The 20,233-nt window shown below is 43.1% G+C and carries 14 protein-coding genes; 5 read left to right on the top strand and 9 right to left on the bottom strand.

The annotated features are described in order from the left end of the window. Nucleotides 1-719 precede the first annotated feature (719 nt). The gene (locus BTJ40_RS09950; protein WP_108732946.1) at nt 720-1,076 is read left to right on the top strand and encodes a VOC family protein; all 357 of its coding nucleotides are present in this window, start codon (nt 720-722) and stop codon (nt 1,074-1,076) included. A gap of 424 nt (nt 1,077-1,500) precedes the next feature. Here the strand turns inward: BTJ40_RS09950 and BTJ40_RS09955 are convergent, their stop codons facing one another. The 3 genes from BTJ40_RS09955 to BTJ40_RS09965 all read right to left on the bottom strand — a co-directional run bounded on the left by BTJ40_RS09955 (nt 1,501) and on the right by BTJ40_RS09965 (nt 5,040). Continuing rightward, the gene (locus tag BTJ40_RS09955) at nt 1,501-2,232 is read right to left on the bottom strand and encodes a YoaK family protein (RefSeq protein ID WP_108732947.1); all 732 of its coding nucleotides are present in this window, start codon (nt 2,230-2,232) and stop codon (nt 1,501-1,503) included. A gap of 1,084 nt (nt 2,233-3,316) precedes the next feature. Then, complete coding sequence (locus tag BTJ40_RS09960; RefSeq protein ID WP_108732948.1) at nt 3,317-4,213, bottom strand: fatty acid desaturase family protein; 897 nt, start codon at nt 4,211-4,213, stop codon at nt 3,317-3,319. A 23-nt stretch (nt 4,214-4,236) separates the two neighbouring features. Continuing rightward, the gene (locus BTJ40_RS09965) at nt 4,237-5,040 is read right to left on the bottom strand and encodes a hypothetical protein (protein ID WP_108732949.1); all 804 of its coding nucleotides are present in this window, start codon (nt 5,038-5,040) and stop codon (nt 4,237-4,239) included. 627 nt (nt 5,041-5,667) lie between these two features. Here BTJ40_RS09965 and BTJ40_RS09970 point away from each other — a divergent pair. After that, entirely contained in the window at nt 5,668-7,563 is a 1,896-nt protein-coding gene (locus BTJ40_RS09970; RefSeq protein ID WP_108732950.1) for an acyltransferase family protein, read from the top strand. Nucleotides 7,564-7,618: 55 nt separating this feature from the next. Further along, nucleotides 7,619-8,206, top strand: a complete 588-nt coding sequence (locus BTJ40_RS09975) for a GNAT family N-acetyltransferase (protein ID WP_108732951.1) — start codon at nt 7,619-7,621, stop codon at nt 8,204-8,206. Nucleotides 8,207-8,794: 588 nt separating this feature from the next. On the opposite strand, the gene BTJ40_RS09980 is transcribed toward BTJ40_RS09975, so the two are convergent. From BTJ40_RS09980 to BTJ40_RS10005, 6 genes are all read right to left on the bottom strand, one after another. Continuing rightward, entirely contained in the window at nt 8,795-9,766 is a 972-nt protein-coding gene (locus tag BTJ40_RS09980) for a class I SAM-dependent methyltransferase (protein ID WP_157953990.1), read from the bottom strand. Nucleotides 9,767-10,563: 797 nt separating this feature from the next. Then, nucleotides 10,564-11,025, bottom strand: a complete 462-nt coding sequence (locus BTJ40_RS09985; protein WP_108732953.1) for a PaaI family thioesterase — start codon at nt 11,023-11,025, stop codon at nt 10,564-10,566. A 24-nt stretch (nt 11,026-11,049) separates the two neighbouring features. Continuing rightward, nucleotides 11,050-11,979, bottom strand: coding sequence for a DMT family transporter (locus BTJ40_RS09990; protein ID WP_108732954.1), 930 nt, complete (start codon nt 11,977-11,979; stop codon nt 11,050-11,052). 83 nt (nt 11,980-12,062) lie between these two features. Further along, complete coding sequence (locus tag BTJ40_RS09995; protein WP_108732955.1) at nt 12,063-14,165, bottom strand: 3-hydroxyacyl-CoA dehydrogenase NAD-binding domain-containing protein; 2,103 nt, start codon at nt 14,163-14,165, stop codon at nt 12,063-12,065. A 62-nt stretch (nt 14,166-14,227) separates the two neighbouring features. Continuing rightward, nucleotides 14,228-15,430: a 3-oxoadipyl-CoA thiolase gene (locus BTJ40_RS10000; RefSeq protein ID WP_108732956.1), complete on the bottom strand. Its 1,203-nt coding sequence runs from the start codon at nt 15,428-15,430 to the stop codon at nt 14,228-14,230. A gap of 55 nt (nt 15,431-15,485) precedes the next feature. Beyond that, nucleotides 15,486-17,363: an acyl-CoA synthetase gene (locus BTJ40_RS10005; RefSeq protein WP_157953991.1), complete on the bottom strand. Its 1,878-nt coding sequence runs from the start codon at nt 17,361-17,363 to the stop codon at nt 15,486-15,488. A 468-nt stretch (nt 17,364-17,831) separates the two neighbouring features. Here BTJ40_RS10005 and BTJ40_RS10010 point away from each other — a divergent pair, with 468 nt between their 5' ends. Both BTJ40_RS10010 and BTJ40_RS10015 read left to right on the top strand, forming a co-directional pair. Then, complete coding sequence (locus BTJ40_RS10010) at nt 17,832-19,031, top strand: acyl-CoA dehydrogenase family protein (RefSeq protein WP_108732958.1); 1,200 nt, start codon at nt 17,832-17,834, stop codon at nt 19,029-19,031. Between the two features lie 27 nt (nt 19,032-19,058). Further along, a complete protein-coding gene (locus BTJ40_RS10015) occupies nt 19,059-20,186 on the top strand; it encodes an acyl-CoA dehydrogenase family protein (protein ID WP_108732959.1) in 1,128 nt (375 codons plus the stop codon). The last annotated feature ends 47 nt before the right edge of the window (nt 20,187-20,233 follow it).

Raw genomic sequence — 20,233 nt, forward strand, 5'->3', positions numbered from 1 at the left:
ATTCCTTACTGCCGCACTGCACCTGCAGGCGGAGGACTTATCCTACTGTGCTGTTAAGAATAGGGCTAGGGTTTCATTTGCAACCAAATATTTGGCCTACTTTTGGGATGTTCATTTGCATTCACCCCATGACAGTTTGGCACTTCAATAGCAGTTGAGGTAGCCCCGTTTGGGTAAGATTAGTGACGCGGGGTGCTACTTGCTCATCCGAATAGCCAGGGTGGCGAGAATTGTAGGGTGGGTGTTCTGCAATTAAGTGGGGCTCCTTAGTAAATAGACCTTATCGCATGTGTAGAAGCTTTGTGTTATTACAAAAACACACAGACCAGAGAATTTTCTAAACAGGGGGGCTCTCCAACCTCTATTGGAACAACATGGGGTATTGTGCTCAAAGTACCGCAACAGAAATTGTTGGAACAAGGTCCCACCTGAGCAGTTACCAGCGGTAGTGGTGAATGGAGAATCCCTATTCAATGAGGAGATATGCGATAATCGGTGTCGGATCTTTATTGTTTATTAAAACTTACGCAGAATATACCTAATACTGGTGAGCATCACTTCCATCAAGTGTAATATGTGCCGAGGGAGGTATTAGTCTAGACCACAGTGCTTGATGAAGATTTTCTTTATGCGCATATTTCATTATGAGGCGATTATCTACTTAGAGCAAATGAAGTTATGGATGGCTACTTAGTTTTTTTAGATAAGAGATTAATCCAATGAAAATGAACTATTTTGTTGTCGGCACCAATAATAGGAAAGCGTCAGTAAAATTTTATGATTCACTTTTTGATGGAACAGGATTTACTCAATTGTTTGCCGATGAAAGAATGACTTTTTGGCGGTGTGAGGAGTTTACTTTTTCCGTGGCTGAACCGTTTGATGGAGAAAAAGCAAGCAATGGAAATGGTACGATGGTCGGGTTTAAAGTTGAATCTATTGGTGAGGTGGAAAGACTTTATAAAAAAGCTATTGAACTTGGTGGTACCGGCGAAGGTGAGCCAAATAAAAGGGGGTCATATTTTTCTGCATATGTTAGGGACTTGGATAGCAATAAACTCTGTTTTTTTGAGTAGCAAAGTAGATGGCTTTCGTGGTGTTTCTGTTCAATTGATTGTCTCTGATAAAGGATTGTACTGAAGGATTAGCGTTTAAAACGGACTTTCCGAGTTGTCACAACAGAATGATATGCGGTGATTGAATTTGTGTTTGGACCGACCCTATGTCTTTTTAGTTCAGCTGTTATTTGATAAATTTTCTGCTTTTCAATGAAATTCATTCCAGGATTTCTGAAGTGTTTATTCAAGTCAAAATAAACATGCCCTCTGAGGGGTATACTTCCAGTCAAGGCTAAAATACAATCGTTAGCAGTCGTTTGCGTAACCGTGGCCATACTGGCTAAGAGATAAATTCTAACCCTTTGTTTGATATCACCAAGTAAGCTTGATTTTCAGGTCCATAATTTCTTGTGTTAGTGAATATTAGGGTAAATCAGCAACATTAAGAGTTAGCTGTGGGAGGGGCGCCATGCTGTTGAGTTGACAGGGCTGTGAATAATGTCATTACTACCGGTAGTGCAAGAGAAGGGAAACCCCAAATCTTATATCCAATAGTGCCAAGAACAACACCAATTATAAATCCAAAAATTACCCCAAAATAATATTTGGCTTTAGCAGAAGCCTGAGGGTAGGGTAGATCACTGATGTTCTTATCTGCACGGAAATTATCTAGCATTTCAAAAGCAGCAGCGAAAAGATTGGTAGAATTTCCTGTCATAAAGTGTGTAGGAGCCCTTTTGTTAAGCACCCTGAAGAATATTGTACTGTGAAGTGACATAGTAGCAATTGCGAAAAAAGAAATGATAAAGGTATTTGCGGCATAAGGAGATGAAAGTTTTCCTATGTAACTGCCGATAAGAAAGAATAGAAGCATGAGTCCAGTCTCTATAAAGAGCATGATGGTTGCGGTATTTGTTTTTTGTAAATGCAGTTTTCTAATGAGATAAATCCAGAAAACTTGAAGAAGGATAAAGGAGAAAAGAATAAAAGATTTTGTGATGTAGTTTGGGTTGTTGCTCGCAAAATCAGTAATGGCGAGGACAATTGTGCCTGTGATAAAGGTTGTAAAACTCCCGAATAAACCCAAAATGCAGACAGCTTCTGCAAAGCCTGCAACAAATGCCAGGAGATACTCTATGTTTATTTGTGTGCTAGAAATTGCTTCATGGCGCATATTTTTCTCTGCATTGTGAGAGGTATAAATGGAGTGCGTGTCTTTGGATGTTTCTGCTCAATAGTTTACTTTACATATTAAGGTTTACGGAGCGACAATATATTAATATAGTGAATAGGTGCTCATTGTGGATTGTGTGACTCAAATTTTTACAGGATGTAGATGGTATTTGATATCAGGCCATTAAGTATGGGTGTAATGCGCTGGATTGTTGAAGTTAAGTTTAATGGCGCTTGGGGGTGGTGCTATGTTACGTTAAATGTGCTGAGTGGTTTTTTATGTAAGGTTCGTACTAGCTGGATTTAAATGTAGGCTTTCTGAGAAATATAGGAGTGTACGTTGTTGAGTGGAGAAATATGTAGCTGAGGTTGAATTATAATGTGCAAAATCTCATGGTCGTGAGCAGCTTGGAATTTTGGTTGCCAAATGACTGATAGAAAGTCAGGTTTACCCAGAAAAGATAAGGGGTATGAGGTTTTCCTTGTAGTGCTCTACGAGTAAAAATATAAATAAAACAAACCAATTAATTATGGATGGGTTGGTTTGTGGTGTCTTTACGCTTTAATCAGTAGCATACTTTAAAAAATAATTGTTCCGATACTGTCATTCTTGGGTATACAAAAATACTGTTAATAGCTAAAATATTTCTGTGCCCATATTAAATTTTAATCGATTGTTGGTGGGAGCTGCAAGAAGAGGGGCAATAGAAGTATCGGTTATTTATAACGAAATTAAGATGGAGTAAAATTATTTGTGCTTTAAGTAATAATATTAGTTCTGGAGATCTATAGAAAAGTATTTGTCTGCTGAGAGAAAAGGCGACTCGAGCAGTGAGTTTTTGATTATGATCCAGATTTAGCTTTTTATGATTATCGATTTACTTTGCATCATGAAAGATGATTATGATTAAAGTGTAATAGTAATTGACAATCTGCTTTGCTCTTCACTGCCCTCTGAGTAGAGTGTCTATTGTGTTGTTGATAACATAATAAAAAATGGAGACTCGGTAAAGGATGTCAATCATTTCAGACATGATGCATACCCTGAAGAGTGTTGAAGTCAAATAAGATTTAATGCCTACATGCTACCGTAACACCTGCTTCAAGACGCCTAGGTAGTTATCAGCCATTTCCACATCATCATAGTAGCCGCGAGTTTTCAGAAATTTGTGTAATGATCGCAGGTTGTAAGTTGGGACTGCCATAAATGCATGATGCTCACAGTGATAACTCAGGCCCTCCGTAGGGCTGACGAATAACAAACCTAAAATGCCTCGTGGAACTGAGCGTGTATTATATTTTGGTTCCAAATGGTAGAGGTCTTTGACACCGGCATGCTCGGCGATTTGCCGCATTCTTAAAATGGCCATATATACTGTGAGATAGGCTATTACCCATAAAATATATAGCTCAGGAAATCCGGTGGCCCACAATACAGCCAGCATAATAGCGTTGACAAAAATGCCACGTGCTAGCTGATAATTAACTCTTTTTTGTCGGCTTAATAAATCCCGACCGCTCAAGAATAGATACAGATTTGCTTTTAAACCTGTAATCCCCAAAAAATCCCTAGTGAATTTCCTTGCCAGGCTCTTCTTAGTTATAGGGTAATCTTTATAGTTCTTTAGGTCTGGGTCTTCATCTGTCCCGGCCTTCCGGTGGTGCTTTAAGTGACACTTAATATATGTGTCACCATCCATTAACAAAAATGGTGAAGATAGCCACTTGGAAGCAAAATTATTATAAGCTCGGGTAGCAAAAAGTGTTTTGTGGCCAGCTTCGTGCATAATTGCAGCTAAAGCTTGTTGTCGACCTGCAAGCAAGAATATTGCAACAATATATGTTGACCAATGTGGTAGTAGTGCTGAAAGAACAAAAATACCCACTATACCGAGCCATGCGCTCACTACTATCCACCAGGCTTTGGCATCGCTTCGTTGTAGGAACGGCTTGAGCTCTTCTTTACTAATGGGAATATTCATTGAGAGGCACCCTGTCGTGATTATTAGTCAATACCTAACTTCTTCAATTGTTCCAGCCAAATGTTACGACCCGCGCGATCGTACTTCCGTACGATATTCTTTAGTAATTGATACTTCTCTTTTGGCCTTATCACCTTTGGTAATAGAGGATCTATTGCTAAGCGGTGAATAGCCTCCCCGCCGAGGCGACAAGTTTCACACAGAGTTGCGTTAATTGGTTTCGAGGCAAGAGATCTGAGGCTGTCTTCAAGAGACTGTATAAGTGCATCATATTCGCTATCAAGCCGATCAATATCCCATAACTGGCCATTCCATTGGCTCACCAGTGAGGCTGGAGCTTCTTGTATTACAAAGCAGTGTGCATTTTCTTCTAGGCCAAGTGCCGCCAGTGCTGTGATTATTTCAGTTTGACTATGTTTTAAATTGTTAGGGCGTACCCATAGGTGGTCGAGGCCTGGAGCAAATCCGTACCATTCAAGAACTAACAATGATTTTTTTCGAATAGTACGTGTCACCCCTTTCGGAAGGTGGCAGGTGAGCCAACTATGATTCCAATTATTATAATGGAAGCTATTTTGTTGCCAGCGGTCGATAAAAGCACGTTTTGCAAGGGCCTTTTTCGTTAAGTGGTACAAGCCTCGACCATCGTGAGTAATCAGTTTGGCGCAGGCCAATCTATTCAATGTTACCCGAAGATTATTGATAGAAATATTAAATGCATCAGATATGAAACCCAGCTGGCTGGTTGAAAGCTCATGTCGTTTATTTACACCCATAAGGTCCAGTAGGACATTCTTGGGCGTTGGTTCGTAAGTAAATTGATACATAATGAATATTGCGAAAATAATCCTGCTATGTATTTATTTGATATTACAAGGATTTACCTATCTTGCAACAGGTTGTAATCTTTTCTTTGCATGATTGTCATTTTAATCAACAACAATTTTTCCTTTTTGCCCTTTTGTTGAGGCTGGCTGGCCGACAAAGGCTTTTGCTTTGGGTGGCACTCTGAAATGCCTGATACCAGGGGGGAGCATCAAACAAATTAGTGGTTGGATGTGCTTTAGCTCCTAGATCGATTCAGGGTATCTTACTGGAGTGGAAAAATTATTAACGATGATTAATAGGGTTGTTGCCTTAAGTAAATCCCAAGGATCAGCCTGAGTGCCAGGTTTTTAGTTTGCATATGGGGGTTGGTTGCGAGATAGTATTAAATGAGTCACCTTTGAAATATTGATGATGCTGTTATGGTATCTGGAGCCAGTTGTTTATTGGCTGACGCTAGGTATACTTTATTGAGTAAATCTTGTATTTTTTTTGGTGCTAATCGTTGTCTGTTTGGTATGTAAAAATTAGTTGGTTGTCGATGTGTTTTTATTTCATCTACCTTTGATAGGGTTAACTAGCTTATTATTTTTATATGCTTACTTATTCTAGGTAAGAATGCTCTGCTAATGTTTGGATATAGAAAAGAAATTGACGGATTAAGATTCTTTGCTGTTGCTCCCGTAGTTTTATTTCACTATTACCCAGATTTATTGCCTTTGGGTTATTTAGGGGTGGATCTTTTCTTTGTGATCTCAGGGTATTTGATTACTCAGCTGATAATAAGAGATGTTGATGAAGGGAGTTTTAATTTAGTCCGATTTTACATTCGTCGGATTAGGAGAATTCTGCCAGCTGTATTGGTAGTATTCTCTTTTGTGCTTATTTCTGGCCTTATTTTTTTTATATCTTCAGATCTAATAAATTTGTCTGCTAGTTTATTAACAAGCTTGCTTTTTGTTTCTAATATTTACTTCTGGCGCTCAGGTGGTTATTTTGGAGCTAGTGATGAACTGAAACCTTTGTTACATTCTTGGTCCCTGAGCGTCGAGGAGCAATTTTATCTAGTTTTTCCTTGCTTACTATTGCTGCTAACCAGGTTGTCCAAAAATAAGCTTTTTTATATAGTTTTAGCTTGCTTAGTGATATTGGTTTCTGTTGGTCTAAATATATTCATTGTTTCTATCGGAGGTGAAAATCCTGCTTTTTTTCTGACTCCTACGCGCATCTGGGAGTTGGCAGTAGGGGTTTTAGCTGCTCTTTTAGCTTCTCGAAGAGCCCAGCCAGATAAAAACACACATATGCTGTTTTCTTACCTGGGTTTTGGGATGATCATGATCGGGTATTTATATCTCGGAAGCTCAATTATTCCAGCTGTTTTGGTAACGGCAGGAGCAGGATTAATATTATATCAGTCCATTAGTTCGGGAAGCCTGCTATATTGGATTTTAACCTGGCCATTGGTTCGATTTATAGGCCTTATTTCATTTTCCTTGTACTTGTGGCATTGGCCAGTTGTCTCTTTCATCAAATACGTTTCTGTGGATCCACCTAGTAATTATGTTTTGATGTCTGGGTTTCTATTTACATGCCTTGCCTCATTTTTGACTTGGAGGTTTGTTGAAATCCCATTTCGCAAAAAATATTCTGATAAATTTTCTATGCAATTTATTGGCCTGTTGTATATTTTGATCTTCGTGTCGATTGCACTAATTTATAGTTTTAATGGATTTCCAAAGCGCCATCCTCCACTGGCAAACAATTTTTCAGAGTCGATAAGTTCCAATTTTCGTTGCGGGGTTAGAGAATACTTCCCGTTTGGTGCCTCTAGAGCTTGTTTGGTTGCAGGTGATAATAAGCGGCCCTATTCAACAGTACTGTTGGGTAATTCTCATGCGCAAATGTATGGCCCGGCGTATGTTAATGCATTAAATAGTGTCGGTGAGAAAGGTCTTATTATCCCTTTAAATAACTGTTTGCCAACACTTAAAGTCAATCTCAGTCAAGATTGTTTGAGAAAAGCAAAAAAGAACTTTGAAGCTATTGTTTCTACTGAAGGAATACAGAGGGTAGTTATCGCACAAAGTTGGCACTTCAAAAGATATATTAGCTCTGAAGGTATCGTCATCAGCAGAAAGGTCAGGCAAACTTTGGCTGAGGCTACGATTAGCCTGGCCAGCCGATTGGAGAAGGCCGGCAAGATAGTCTATGTATTAGGGCCGATTCAAATACCTGGCTATAATTTTCCATCTATTCAGAGCCGAAAGTTAGCTATGGGGGTCTATAATCCAGAGCACTTCTTTGTGGGAATTGATCAATTTAATAAAGATTATCTCGATATTGTTAACTATCTAGATAGTAGATTGGGTGATCAGCTGATGTTACCTCACCTGATTCTATGCCCAGAAGATACCTGCCAATTTTCTGATGGCGAGGTTTCATACTTTAGCGATAGTCACCACTTGAGTCCGTCAGGGGCGTTACTTATGACCCCGTTGTTTGATGTGATAGTCAAAGGAACTTAGGTTAATTGTGAGGTTGAGTTGAGTAGGGTAACTAGTCTTATTCAGGATATGAATAATGAGTATAAAATATAGACAGGGTACTAAAGCTGATTGTCATCGTATAGCAGAACTTGATTACATAGCTTCCGATGGTGCTGTTGAGTATCTTTTCCATGATTTAATCCCCGGTCAATCGCCTTTAAAGCTGCTTTGTGATGGATTGGAGAAGGATGTTTATCCGTATACTTTTCGTAGTTCTATTGTTGCCGAGCTCGGTCAAAATGTTATCGGGGTGGCACTGTCATATCCTGCACATTTCCACTGTATAACTGATGATTTAAGAAGCTTTTTACCTGCGGATCGTTTAGAAAGATTCCATGATTTTTACTCTAGCAGAGTTGCAGAAAGCTACTTCCTTGATGCTATATGCGTTGATGAATCGCACAGAGGATTTGGGATTGGAAGTTCGTTGCTGAAGCATACAAAAGAAAAAGCAAGTAGTGAAGGTTATAGTAAACTTAGTCTTATTGTATTTGCTGATAATACTCGAGCCGTCAATTTTTACGAAAAACAAGGTTTTAATGTGGTTAAAAATATTAAATTGGAGTGCCACAAATTACTTTCATATGATGGCGGCTGTTTACTAATGAGTGTTGAAATATAAGCTGAAATAGCCTTTATTTAGATTGATCAATTTTCATGAGGCAATAGTGCTTGCTTATTTATATGAGTGTAAATCTGAAATTTAAGATCCATTCAGCTAAAATGCTGGTCGCATGGCAAGTATCGTGAATGATTAGGTGTTATCATTCTACAGTATTTGCGTTCTGTAGATGTTGCTGATCTTGACTGATCGAGATGCAGTTAGCTCTGCTAAATTGGAGTGGAATTATAGGGGCTTCCTCAGGGTGCGCTAGCTAAAGCATATAAGAGAGATAGGTGTTGGTAGATAAATAGCACTTAAAAAAGTGTCTTTAAGGTTATTTTGTAAAGGTTATAGCGGTGCTAATTTCTATTTGAGATTTACGAGGTAATAGTGAGATTTAGAAAAATCTGGACCGTAGGCTTACCTCTTATAGCAGAGATTGCACCTGTTAAAGTAACATATTACGAGTAAAAGCTAATGATAAGCAAAATCTGAGACTGCAAAAAGTATCTGGGAGGTGATCTTGTTAATTAAAGTTGGTCTGGAAGAGCAATTTCTAAAAATTAGTCACTGCCCTCTGGCCAGATTTGAAAGAGTATTTTTGATTTATGGCTTTTGAATCTCTATGCGCCAACCTGTGCATAGTTCTTCCTCATAAAACTCTTCGAGCGTTATAGTTTTCATACCTAAATCTGAAAATTTTGAAAGTAGCTTCTCAATATCTTCTTTGCTTAAGGCTGCGTTCAGTTGGTCCTTTGATCGCCTGCCTGCATGTTTTAGTTCCGTTTCGAGAAAGTCTACAAACTGACTTTTTGTTTCCTTGCCGGATAATAATTTTCTTTGCAAAAAAGCTTCGGTAGAATTCCGTATAAATGCTGTAATGGCGGCACGAGGATGAGTGGCGATTAGTGATTCAATGGAACTGATTAATACACCTAGTTTTCTTTGTGTTTCTACCCGTTTTAGGTTTAATTCTAACTGGTGAGAGGTTTGCGTATTTTCAAATTCTGATAGAAGCGATTTTATTTTATGTGGAATGTCTAATTTATTTTTACTCAATTCATAAGCCGCTACTTCATCAGTGCAATCTGAATATGGCTTAGAGTTGGTTTTATGGCAGATTGCTTTAAATATTCCTCCTGAATCCAAGGTGAGGTATATATTTTCAGCAGTTTTTCCTGTGTTGCTGTATTCGAACCCAAATTGAGATGTTATTAAGTTAAAATTTTTCCCGATAGAACTTATGTTCTCTGATGGTGTTTTTGAATGGAACCTTAATTTTTTAAGTGCTTTAAGCTGCTTGGGATTTTTATTTGTTGATAGAGGTTGAATTTGAGCGGCATCTGCTGCATGAATCTCTAATTCTTTCCCATTTTTTAAAGCTTCATCAGCTATCAATAGTGCAACTGCGCCATTCCCGCACGCAATATCCAACACTTTGTCGCCAGGGTTTAGTGAAGAGACTGCTGATCTCCAGTAATTCCCAGTTGCGCCGATATAACTATCAGGAAGTACCTGTGCAAAGGAGGTGGGGAAGCCTTGTAACCAAAAGTTAGTCCATTGTTCAAGATTTTCCATAGCCATCTGCTGCACCTCTTTTTTGTGGATTATCGTGCCTTTAATTAATAGGGAAATCAATATGCATATGTAACATCACGCCTAATTTAATACGCAAGTTATGACAGGTATATATAATTGAAAATTAATTAAAAAAAGTTATAACCTGAAACCCATAATTATTGTTTATTATCTGCCAATACTGACTTTTTGTGTTTTTAGGATGGTTATTCTAATTTCTCGGATTTTCAATTATTTTATAACTAACTTTGCAAGTTAGAAGTATATTTGTATTAAGTAGTGGATTTTCGAAAGTCTTAGCTTACGGTATGGGAAGTCTATACCAATATACAAAAAAGTTATTAATTGTGGCTCCCCTATAATTAAAAGCTATATTTAGCATGCTAATAAGGCTCTCTTAATTACACAATTGCCTTGTATTTGTACACTTAAATTAAGTGCAGCCAGTCACTTGGGCCTTTATCATCTGGATTGCAACCACCATCCAAAATTTATTTTTTGGTGACAAGGCTGACTGTCTGCATATGAATTCAGATTATTGGATTCAAGGTTGGTTATGCCAGCTCTGATCTAATTTCTCACAGATGGAAATTTCAAGCACACTGAAAGTATGTTCATACAATACCTATAAATGAACTTTGATAATAGTAGGGGAGTGGCTTGAGGATTAATCCCAGGCTGGGTATTGATCTTGTTATATGATAAATCTGTTAATTACAGGAGTAAGAGTCAAAGTAATGGTAATTTACTATCGTTATACTTACTCTTTATTGCTGAGAATTATCTGTAGCTCTCTGCTAAATTTTATTTCCTTCAACTGCTTCTTTAAGGTCATCCGAAATACACTCTCCTTCTAAAGTTTCACTGCCACTACGATAGCGCATAGTCATTTGGCCGGTAGCAATTAAAGTCCCTTCACTGTCGTATACCTCTGTATATGAATAGAATATCTTTCGTCCAGTACTCGTTAGCTTACCTATCGCAGTGAGTTGATTAGTCTTTGCCTGACCGGTGAAATTTGCTGTTAAAGACAGTGTAAGGGCTCTACGACGGCGGTTGGGGTGGGGGCAGTAGAGGCCGCAGTAAGAGCCAGCGATATCGATTAATGTTGTAATAAAACCACCGTGGGGCACACCGAGGGTATTCAGGTGTTCCGGTTGTATTTCCACGCTGATTGCAACATGGCCTTCCTGCCAATTATCTATGGTTACACCTAGATGGTCATTGAACGGGGGTTGTTTCTTGTTCTGCCAATTCATCCAATTTCACCTTAGAAAGTAAGTTTATGATGGGCCGTTACAATCTGTTTTCTGAGTTGATAGGTAGACTGTGAGCAATCCTGCACTGATAACAATCAGCGTCCCCACAAGTGCAATAGTGTTAGGTAAGTGCTGCCAAATGAGCCAACCTAGAAGTCCGGCAATAACCACACCAAAGTAACTGATTGGCGACACCACACTGGGTTTTGCATAGCTATATGCTTTGGTGTAGAGCCAGATAGCCAAGAGTACTGAGACGCCGTTAAAAATAAGATAGGGGAGTGTCCATAAAGGTATTGGTTCCCAATAATAGATACCCAGGGGCAGGCTGCACGCGAACGAGATTAATACGTAGTAAAACAATATAAGGCTGGGCCGGTCGGTACGGGACAAAATTCGTGTTCCGACCATAGAGGCAGCCAGGGTAAGCCCAGAAATCAGGCCGAAGGCATGGCCGCTACTAATACCGTCTACGTTGGGTTGAAGAATCAAGGTGATCCCCATTAAGCCCAGTAAGATTGGTAGCCAGTGAGTTATGGGGATCTGTGCTCGAGCCCAAAGCCAGGCAATAAGGGGAACAAAAATGGGAGCTGCATTACGCAATAACCCCGCTTCCATTAGTGAAATTTTGCTTAGGGCAGAAAAATATGTGAAAAAGCATAACCACCCTGCAAAACCGCGTATCAGGTGGGTTCTCCAGTGTTGGGTGGTAAGGTGTCGAGGTGTTTGTCGCACTAGCCATGGGGTTAGCAGTATCAGGCAGATACTGTATTGGCTGAGCGTAATTAATGGCACGGGGACAGCGATAGACACCCATTTGCTGGCTGCGGCCGCTGTACTTGCTACCAGCGCGGTAGCCAATGCAAAACCAATGCCCTTCCAGTTTTGGATATCCGTGCGGAGTGGCTGACTTGGTGGGGTTTGTACTTCGACTAAGGCATCAGGCCTACTCATGGTGACACAACTTCTTTATTTGGTTACAAGCGGGTAAAGTGGGAAGCCAGTAGTCATACTGGCTTCCCCTATAGTTCACAAGCTTAGATTTTGCCATCAGCCCATTGCGCAAATGTTTTTCCCTCTTGGGCTAGCCGTTCCAGTAAAGGGGCTGGTGTCCAGTAGGTATCTCCATGCTGCTGGCGGAAAGTACATATTTTTTCATAGATTTCCTTCAAGCCGATACTGTCGGCATAGTGCATAGGTCCTCCACGATGGGGCGGAAAGCCATAACCGTAAACATATACAACGTCTATATCGCTCGGACGTTGGGCTATGCCTTCCTCCAGGATTTTGGCTCCTTCATTAATCAGCGCGAAAGTTAGGCGGTTTAGAATCTCCTCGTCGGAGATTTCCCTCCGTACAACCCCTTGGCGTTTAGCTTGGGCCTCAATGACTTCCAGCACTTCCGGGTCGCTGCTGCGAGCGCGAGTTTCGGGATCGTAGCGATAGTAGCCGGCTCCACTTTTCTGGCCCAAACGGCCCATTTCAACCAGGGCATCTGCAATACAGTAGGTTTTTGGATCTCCTCTTCCTGATTCGCTCAGGCCCTGGCGCGCCTTGTAGCCGATATCCAGTCCTGCTAGATCTCCAACAGCCATAGGGCCCATAGCCATCCCCCAAGACTGCATAACCGAATCAATCTGCTCCGGGGTTGAGCCCTCGATTAAACACAGCTGCGACTCTCTGCCATAGGGGTGCAACATACGGTTGCCAATAAAGCCGTAACAGTTTATCGCTAGTACGGGTACTTTCTTGATCGTTTTAGCGAGTTGCATGGCAGTGGCAATTACATCGTCAGCACTTTGCGAGCCGCGAACCACCTCGAGTAGTTTCATTACATTGGCAGGGCTGAAAAAATGCATCCCTATAACGTCTTGAGGCCTGTTAGTTGCAGCTGCGATTTGATCAATATCCTGGTAGGAAGTGTTGGTTGCAAGGATGGTATCGGGTTTGCAAGAGTGATCCAATTTGGCAAAAATTTCCTGTTTGAGCTCCATATTTTCAAATACGGCCTCAATGACCAGGTCTACGTCAGCTAGGTCTGCGTAGTCAGTTGTGCCGGAAATCAACGAGAGACAATGAGTTTTTTGACCTTCTGTGAGTTTCCCTTTCTGCATGCTGATGGTGTAATTCTTGTCGATCACTGCTAGCCCTCGATTTATCGCAGTTTGATCGATTTCTACCAGCTTGACTGGAATACCGACATTGGCAAAGTTCATGGCGATGCCTCCGCCCATAGTGCCTCCACCGATAATGCCCACGCTCTTTATCTCCCTGGTGGGTAGGTCTTTTGGTAAACCTGTGACTTTGGTTGCAGTGCGCTCGGCAAAAAACAAATGCCTGAGTGCGGCCGATTGACTGGAGAGCAGGCATTCGATAAACAGGTCGAGCTCTTTAGCAAGTCCTTGATCAAAAGGCTGGTGAACTGCGGCCTCTATACAGGTAACAATATGTTGCGGTGCAAGCTGACCTCGTGATCTCTTTTCAAGGCGCTTGCGGAAATCATCAAATAACCCTTCAGGAATGCTGTCAGGATCTATTACGATGTCTCTGACTCGGCGCAGAGGAGCTTCATTTGTTATCAATTCACGGGTAAAGGCGAGGGCTCCCTCTAACAAGTCATCATCGATAGCCCGGTCTATTAACTTCATACTTTTGGCTTTAGAGGCCGGTATTGGACTGCCTTTTGTGATTAATTCCAGTGCAGCGGCAACACCAGCCAAGCGTGGGGTGCGCTGGGTGCCACCGGCCCCTGGCAGTAATCCCAGTTTGACTTCTGGAAGCCCCACTTTGGCCGATGCTATTGCACAGCGGTAATGGCAGGCTAGCGCGACTTCGAATCCACCACCGAGTGCCGTGCCGTGAATGGCGGCGATTACTGGTTTACAGGAGTTTTCTATTTCCGCAATCACTTCTGATAGGGCGGGTGCCTGTGGTGGCTTGCCAAATTCCGTAATGTCCGCACCAGCGATAAAAGTTCGGCCTTCGCACACTAGCACTAGGGCTTTTGATGCATCGCCTTGAGCGTTCTTAATCGCTCCCCAAATGCCCTCACGCAAGCCCTGAGAAAGGGCGTTCACAGGGGGATTGTTCAATCGAATTACACCGATATCGCCAATGAGTTCATAACTTACACTAGACATTGCTATCTCCAGATCTTAAGTGACAACTGTTCGGTCTCGGTTTTATTTACATCTAATCAGGTTTAAATGCGTTCTATGATTACAGCGATGCCCTGGCCAATCCCGATACACATGGTGGCTAGTGCATAGCGCCCACCCGTACTTTCCAGCTGGCGCAATGCTGTCAGCAAAATACGGGCACCACTGGCCCCCAGGGGGTGACCAACGGCGATGGCACCACCGTTGGGATTTACCCGTGGGTCCGCATAATCAATTTCGAGCATTTTGAGGCAGCCCATAGCCTGTACCGCAAAAGCTTCGTTGAACTCCATTACATCCATATCCCCAAGCTCCAAGCCCGCCCGGGCAAGGGCTTTACGGGTAGCCGGTACCGGGCCCAACCCCATTACCCGCGGCTCTACTCCTGCAATGGCGCTGGCGAGAATACGTGCCCTAGGCTTTAGATCTGCTGCTTGGCCAGCTTCGGCGCTACCAATAATGAGTGCCGCCGCACCATCGTTGATGCCGGAAGCGTTGCCGGCAGTAACCACTCCATCTTCGAAAAGTGCGGGTAGGGCTTGAAGTCGCTCCAATGTTGTATTGGGGCGAGGATGTTCATCTGTATCGATGAGAAGCGCTGGCTTCTTGCGGCCTTGGGGTACTTCGATGGGAATAATTTCATCGACAAAGAAGCCATCGGTACGCGCCGACTCGTATTTGGCTTGTGATGCCAATGCAAATGTATCGCACTCTTCCCGGCAAATATTCAGGTCTGATGCAATATTGTCTGCGGTCTGAGGCATGCTATGGCTTCCATACTCGGCAACAATGTCTGGGTTGGTGAAGCGGGGGCCAAGGGTCGTATCTGCCAATACCTGATTGCGATCAAAAGCACTGTTGGCTTTGGAGAGAACCAGGGGGGCGCGACTCATTGATTCGACACCTCCCGCGATAAATAGCTCTCCTTCTGAGGCGCGAATGCAGCGAGCGGCATCTGCTATGGCGGACAAGCCGGAACCACAAAGGCGATTTACCGTTATGCCGCCAGTGGATATGGGCAATCCTGCTAGCAGGCCTGAAAATCGGGCAATGTTGCGACTGTCTTCTCCCGCCTGATTGGTATTGCCCGCAATAACGTCCTCAAAATGTTGAGGGTTAAAATTATTTCTTTCAGTCAGGGTCCTGATGACATGGGCAAGCAGGTTGTCGGGCCGGATACTGGAAAGGCTGCCCCCGTGGCGGCCAAAAACACTGCGGCCGCCGTCATAAATATAGGCATGTGACATAGTGAAATTTCCGATATTGGAGTTCTAAGTGCATTGAGTCATGCGGTAATTTCTTTTATTCAAACTCCAAAGCCACGGGTAAATTTTCCAGGGCTTCCTCTACATCGGCTTTGCTGGAGGCTTGTTCAAGTTGAACTTTTGCTACCTGGCCAAGGGATGCATCGAAGTGGGCGGAAAACTTAGCGGTAATACTTTTTTCCTCTAATGCCTGGCCTACGACATATTCGGTAGCGCGATTGCGCAGAGCTGGTTTGAATACTTTGGCTACAGCAGTGAGTGGAATCTCATCAATAATTTCCACGCGTTTAGGAATGGCTGCGCGTTCAGAAATTTGGCTGCGGCAATAGTCAATGAGTTGTTCTTCTGTGGGCGGGTTAGTGGATGGAAACAGGGTAACGTAAGCTACTGGAACTTCTCCGGCATAAGCATCTGGTTGACCCACTGCAACGGCAATAGCAACCGCAGGGTGACGGGATAATGGTTCTTCGATCAGAGCCGGATCTATATTGTGGCCGCCGCGAATAATTAAATCCTTGGCCCGCCCGGTTAAGAACAGGTTACCATCTCCATCGAGATATCCCATATCGCCGGTATTAAACCAGGACTTATCGACCCAGGCTTTAGCATTATCCTCTTCTGATAAGTAGCCAGAAAAAATATGTGGCCCGCGCGCGAGTACTATGCCCACCTCTCCTGTATTGCAGGTTCTAACCAGTCGGGTACCGTCTACTTCGGCAATTTTCATTTCCATATAAGGCAATCGCCGGCCGACGCTGCCTTCAGGGGCTTGCATATCGGTAGGTGGGCGAGCTAAAAGGCAGCTGGACTCCGTCATGCCATAGCCATTACTGACAAGGACGTTGAACTTCTCCTCAAAGGCATTCTTCAACCCCGTTGGCAGGGTGGAGGCTCCACAGCCAATGTCTGTCAGACAGCTGATGTCATTGTCACCCACTGGAATTTGCATCAATACACCGAGGATGGTGGGGACGGCGGCAAAGCCCTTCACCTGAAAACGCGCAACATGATGCCACCAATTTGGTAGGACATTGGGTGAGCGAAAACCAGAGGGTGTCATGATAACAATTGTGCGTCCGGCCAATAGGGTGCCAATACCCGCAACAACCGTACCGAAAATATGAAACAGCGGAAGTCCGCTCAGGGTAGCGAAGCGCCCTTTACTGGATGACGTATCAGCACTTAATTGAGCGACGAAGGCAATATTACTGTGAGTTAAGCGGGCTATTTTAGGTCTTCCAGTAGTGCCCCCGGTGTGGAAATAACTAGCGGTTTCATTCCCCTGGATATAACGTTCACTCTTTAGATGATCGTCCGGCTGTTGGGATATAGCCGAGACAAAATTATTTGCGTGAATACCCGCTGGAACTGGAGTATTGCTAATTGGCTTTTTACTGATTAGTAACAGAGTTTTTAATGTGGGAACTTGCTCGAGAATTTGCGTTACTTTATCCCATATTTCCTCGCTAAGATCTTGGCCAAGAGTGACCAGGACTTTAGCCCTGGTGGTATTCATAATTTCGATTATATGTTCGGGTTCCAGCAACGGATTAATAGGACTGGTAATACCTGCTGCCTGTCCTCCCCAAAGTGCAAAATGGGTTTCTGGCAAATTGGGTAGTAATAAAGTCACTGTATCGGTTGGCTCAACACCGATGGAGTGAAGAAGATTGGCAGTCTGGTGCACTCGCTGGGATAACTCGGAGAAACTTACTTTAACCGTGTCTTCGTCAGGTGCGGCCGTTGGCAGGAATTCGATGGCCGAGTCATGTTGGTAGAGGCGGGCAGATTGCCGGATTAAATCAAAAGTGCTTTCCCAGGGGTATCGCTGCGAAAGGGGGACTTTTTCATACTCCTGAATTTCAGCAAGTGACTGCAACATTGTATCGGAGGATTGAATGGGCGTGATCGACATGGGGGCTTCTCTCACTTTGGTTATTATGGTGACGACCATAGCAAAAGTGAATACAGCATTCCACTCTGCGGAATAAGGTGTTAGTGTTTTACATATTAAGAAGTGCCTAGTGCATTTTTTAATGGAAAATGGCGCAAAAAAACTTATAAAAAACAAAGAAGCGCCATGTTATTGAGGTTTTTCCTGTTTTATTTTTCGAGCTGTTGATTTATGTGCCTATCTAAAATTGATTGGCGCTAGAAAAGCTCGGATTTTTATTTCCGATAAATGCATTTTGCGCCAATAATTTAAATCGTGGTATCGATTCAAAGGCAAGTAAGTAACTTGTCGAGGTGAAGCTGTTAAACACTAGTTCCGCCTGTACCGGGGATCTTTCAAAAGATTGCGTATTTTTGCTGCGCAAGATTGTGATAGAAGCAGTTTGTAGGAGCTGCTGTTCAATGCGCCGACTAATAAAGGAGCAGGCGAATGAATATAGATTTTTCTCCCGAAGAGTTAGCTTTTCAGCAGGAGGTACAGCAGTTTCTCCAAGAGAAACTTCCTGAAGATATTAGAGAGAAAACCCTGAAGGAAATCCCCCTGGAGAAAGAGGATTTTGTTCGCTGGCAAAAAATACTCTATGAGCAAGGGTGGGCAGCTACGAATTGGCCGGTTGAATATGGAGGTACCGGTTGGACACCTACTCAGAAACACATTTGGGCAGATGAATGTGCTAACTATGGTGTACCAGAGTTGATTCCTTTCGGCTTAAAAATGGTTGCTCCAGTGATCTTTACCTACGGTAGTGAAGAACAAAAGCAACGATTTCTGCCTGACATCCTGGCAAGTAATGTCTGGTGGTGTCAGGGCTATTCGGAACCAAATGCTGGCTCAGATTTAGCTTCCTTAAAAACAACAGCTGTCCGTGATGGCGATGAGTATATTGTCAACGGCACCAAGACCTGGAATACCTTGGGCCACTTTGCAGACTGGATATTTTGTTTGGTTCGTACTGGTGGGCCTCAAGTAAAGAACCAGGCTGCTATCAGCTTCTTGTTAATCGATATGAATCACCCCGGTATTACGGTATCGCCAATTATGACCTTGGGTGGTCACCATGAAGTAAATGAAGTCCATTTCGATAATGTGAGGGTGCCGGTAGAAAACCGTATTGGCGAGGAGGGGCAAGGGTGGACTTACGCCAAGGTTTTGTTAACCCATGAACGCACCGGTATTGCGCGGGTGGCAAAATCCAAGAAACGCTTACAAACGTTAAAGGATTTAGCCAAAGAGACCTGCGATGGAGAAAATAGTCTGCTTGAGAACCCGGCCTTTGCCCAAAAACTGGCCGAAGTTGAAATTGATCTCTTGGCCCTGGAGTTTACTGAACTACGTACGCTTGCGGCGGTGAGTACAGGTGGTGCCCCAGGAGCGGAATCTTCCATCCTAAAAATCAAAGGAACTGAAGTCGCTCAACTTATCGATGAACTGTATATGGAGACGGCGGGTTACTACGGAATGCCGTTTGTGAGAGAGCAGTTTAGGAGCGGATTTGACGGAGAATGGGTGGGCCCCGGTGTTATTGCCAGCAGTGTGCCTCGTTACTTAAATAACCGTAAATCTTCAATTTATGGCGGAAGTAATGAGATTCAGAAAAATATTATCAGCAAATGGGTACTTGGCCTGTAAGTGCAGCATCTAAAGAGGACTTGAGCGATGGATTTTTCCTACAGCGAAGAGCAGCGGATGCTGCAAAGCAGTGTGAGTAAGTTTATCCAGCAGGATTATGACTTTGACCGTCGTTGTAAAATAGTGAGTAACGATATTGGCTTCAGTAAGGAAAATTGGAAGCTATTTGCGGAACTCGGCTGGTTAATGGTGCCATTTGGAAAGGATGATGGAGGCCTAGGAGGCTCCGCCGTAGACTTGATGGTGGTTATGGAGGAGTTCGGCCGAGGTTTAGTGGTTGAGCCTTTCCTGGCCAGTGTTGTTCTCAGTGGTGGTCTTATCGCTGACTGCGCTAGTGAGGTGCAAAAGCGAGAACTCCTGGGAATGTTAATGGAAGGCCAATTGCAATTGGCATTCGCTTTTACTGAGTCACATAGTCGCTATAACCTTACTGATATAGCCATGACTGCGGCAAAGGATGGAGACAATTACCTCCTGAATGGACATAAAGCTGTTGTTCTAAATGGTGACGTAGCAGATAAATTCTTAGTTGCTGTGCGGACGAGCGGAGCACAGCGAGATCGTGAGGGGATCACCTTACTACTTGTCGATCCTAATACAGAAGGGCTTCAGCGGCATGGATATGCCACTGTGGATGCACACCGTGCCGCCGAAATTAAATTCAATAACGTGAAAGTACCCATAGCTAATCTGATAGGGGAAGAGGGGGCGGCTTTAGGAGCTATAGAAAAGGCTGTTGATAGAGCGACGTTGGCATTGTGTGCAGAAGCTGTTGGAGCTATGGAAAGGATCTATAAGAAGACAGTTGAGTATACTAAGACACGCGAGCAGTTTGGTGTTCCTATTGGCAAGTTCCAGGCACTACAGCACCGCATGGTGGATATGTTTACTGAGTATGAGCAAGCGCGCTCAATATTGTTGATGGCTGCGCTACAGCTTGATAGCAATAACGGAGTTGCGCCTAAGGCGATATCCGCTGCAAAAAGCCGTATTGGTAAAGCTGCGCGGTTTATCGGCCAAGAGGCGATACAGTTACATGGTGGTATAGGGGTTACTGAGGAGTTGGATGTAAGTCACTACTTTAAGCGCCTAACAACAACTCAGTACCTATTTGGCAGTACTGATTACCACACTTTACGATTTGCCAGGCTGTAAATTATAACGTACTGATTATACGGCCAAACTCACTCTCTACTTGCCAC

Source organism: Microbulbifer sp. A4B17, from assembly GCF_003076275.1.
Lineage (GTDB): Bacteria > Pseudomonadota > Gammaproteobacteria > Pseudomonadales > Cellvibrionaceae > Microbulbifer.

Coding starts and splice junctions, on each gene's coding strand:
- BTJ40_RS10015 (WP_108732959.1), top strand. CDS start 19,059: ATGGATTTTTCCTACAGCGAAGAGCAGCGGATGCTGCAAAGCAGTGTG.
- BTJ40_RS09975 (WP_108732951.1), top strand. CDS start 7,619: ATGAGTATAAAATATAGACAGGGTACTAAAGCTGATTGTCATCGTATA.
- BTJ40_RS09960 (WP_108732948.1), bottom strand. CDS start 4,213: ATGAATATTCCCATTAGTAAAGAAGAGCTCAAGCCGTTCCTACAACGA.
- BTJ40_RS10000 (WP_108732956.1), bottom strand. CDS start 15,430: ATGTCACATGCCTATATTTATGACGGCGGCCGCAGTGTTTTTGGCCGC.
- BTJ40_RS09965 (WP_108732949.1), bottom strand. CDS start 5,040: ATGTATCAATTTACTTACGAACCAACGCCCAAGAATGTCCTACTGGAC.
- BTJ40_RS09955 (WP_108732947.1), bottom strand. CDS start 2,232: ATGCGCCATGAAGCAATTTCTAGCACACAAATAAACATAGAGTATCTC.
- BTJ40_RS09970 (WP_108732950.1), top strand. CDS start 5,668: ATGTTTGGATATAGAAAAGAAATTGACGGATTAAGATTCTTTGCTGTT.
- BTJ40_RS10005 (WP_157953991.1), bottom strand. CDS start 17,363: ATGTCGATCACGCCCATTCAATCCTCCGATACAATGTTGCAGTCACTT.
- BTJ40_RS09950 (WP_108732946.1), top strand. CDS start 720: ATGAAAATGAACTATTTTGTTGTCGGCACCAATAATAGGAAAGCGTCA.
- BTJ40_RS10010 (WP_108732958.1), top strand. CDS start 17,832: ATGAATATAGATTTTTCTCCCGAAGAGTTAGCTTTTCAGCAGGAGGTA.
- BTJ40_RS09990 (WP_108732954.1), bottom strand. CDS start 11,979: ATGAGTAGGCCTGATGCCTTAGTCGAAGTACAAACCCCACCAAGTCAG.
- BTJ40_RS09985 (WP_108732953.1), bottom strand. CDS start 11,025: ATGAATTGGCAGAACAAGAAACAACCCCCGTTCAATGACCATCTAGGT.
- BTJ40_RS09995 (WP_108732955.1), bottom strand. CDS start 14,165: ATGTCTAGTGTAAGTTATGAACTCATTGGCGATATCGGTGTAATTCGA.
- BTJ40_RS09980 (WP_157953990.1), bottom strand. CDS start 9,766: ATGGAAAATCTTGAACAATGGACTAACTTTTGGTTACAAGGCTTCCCC.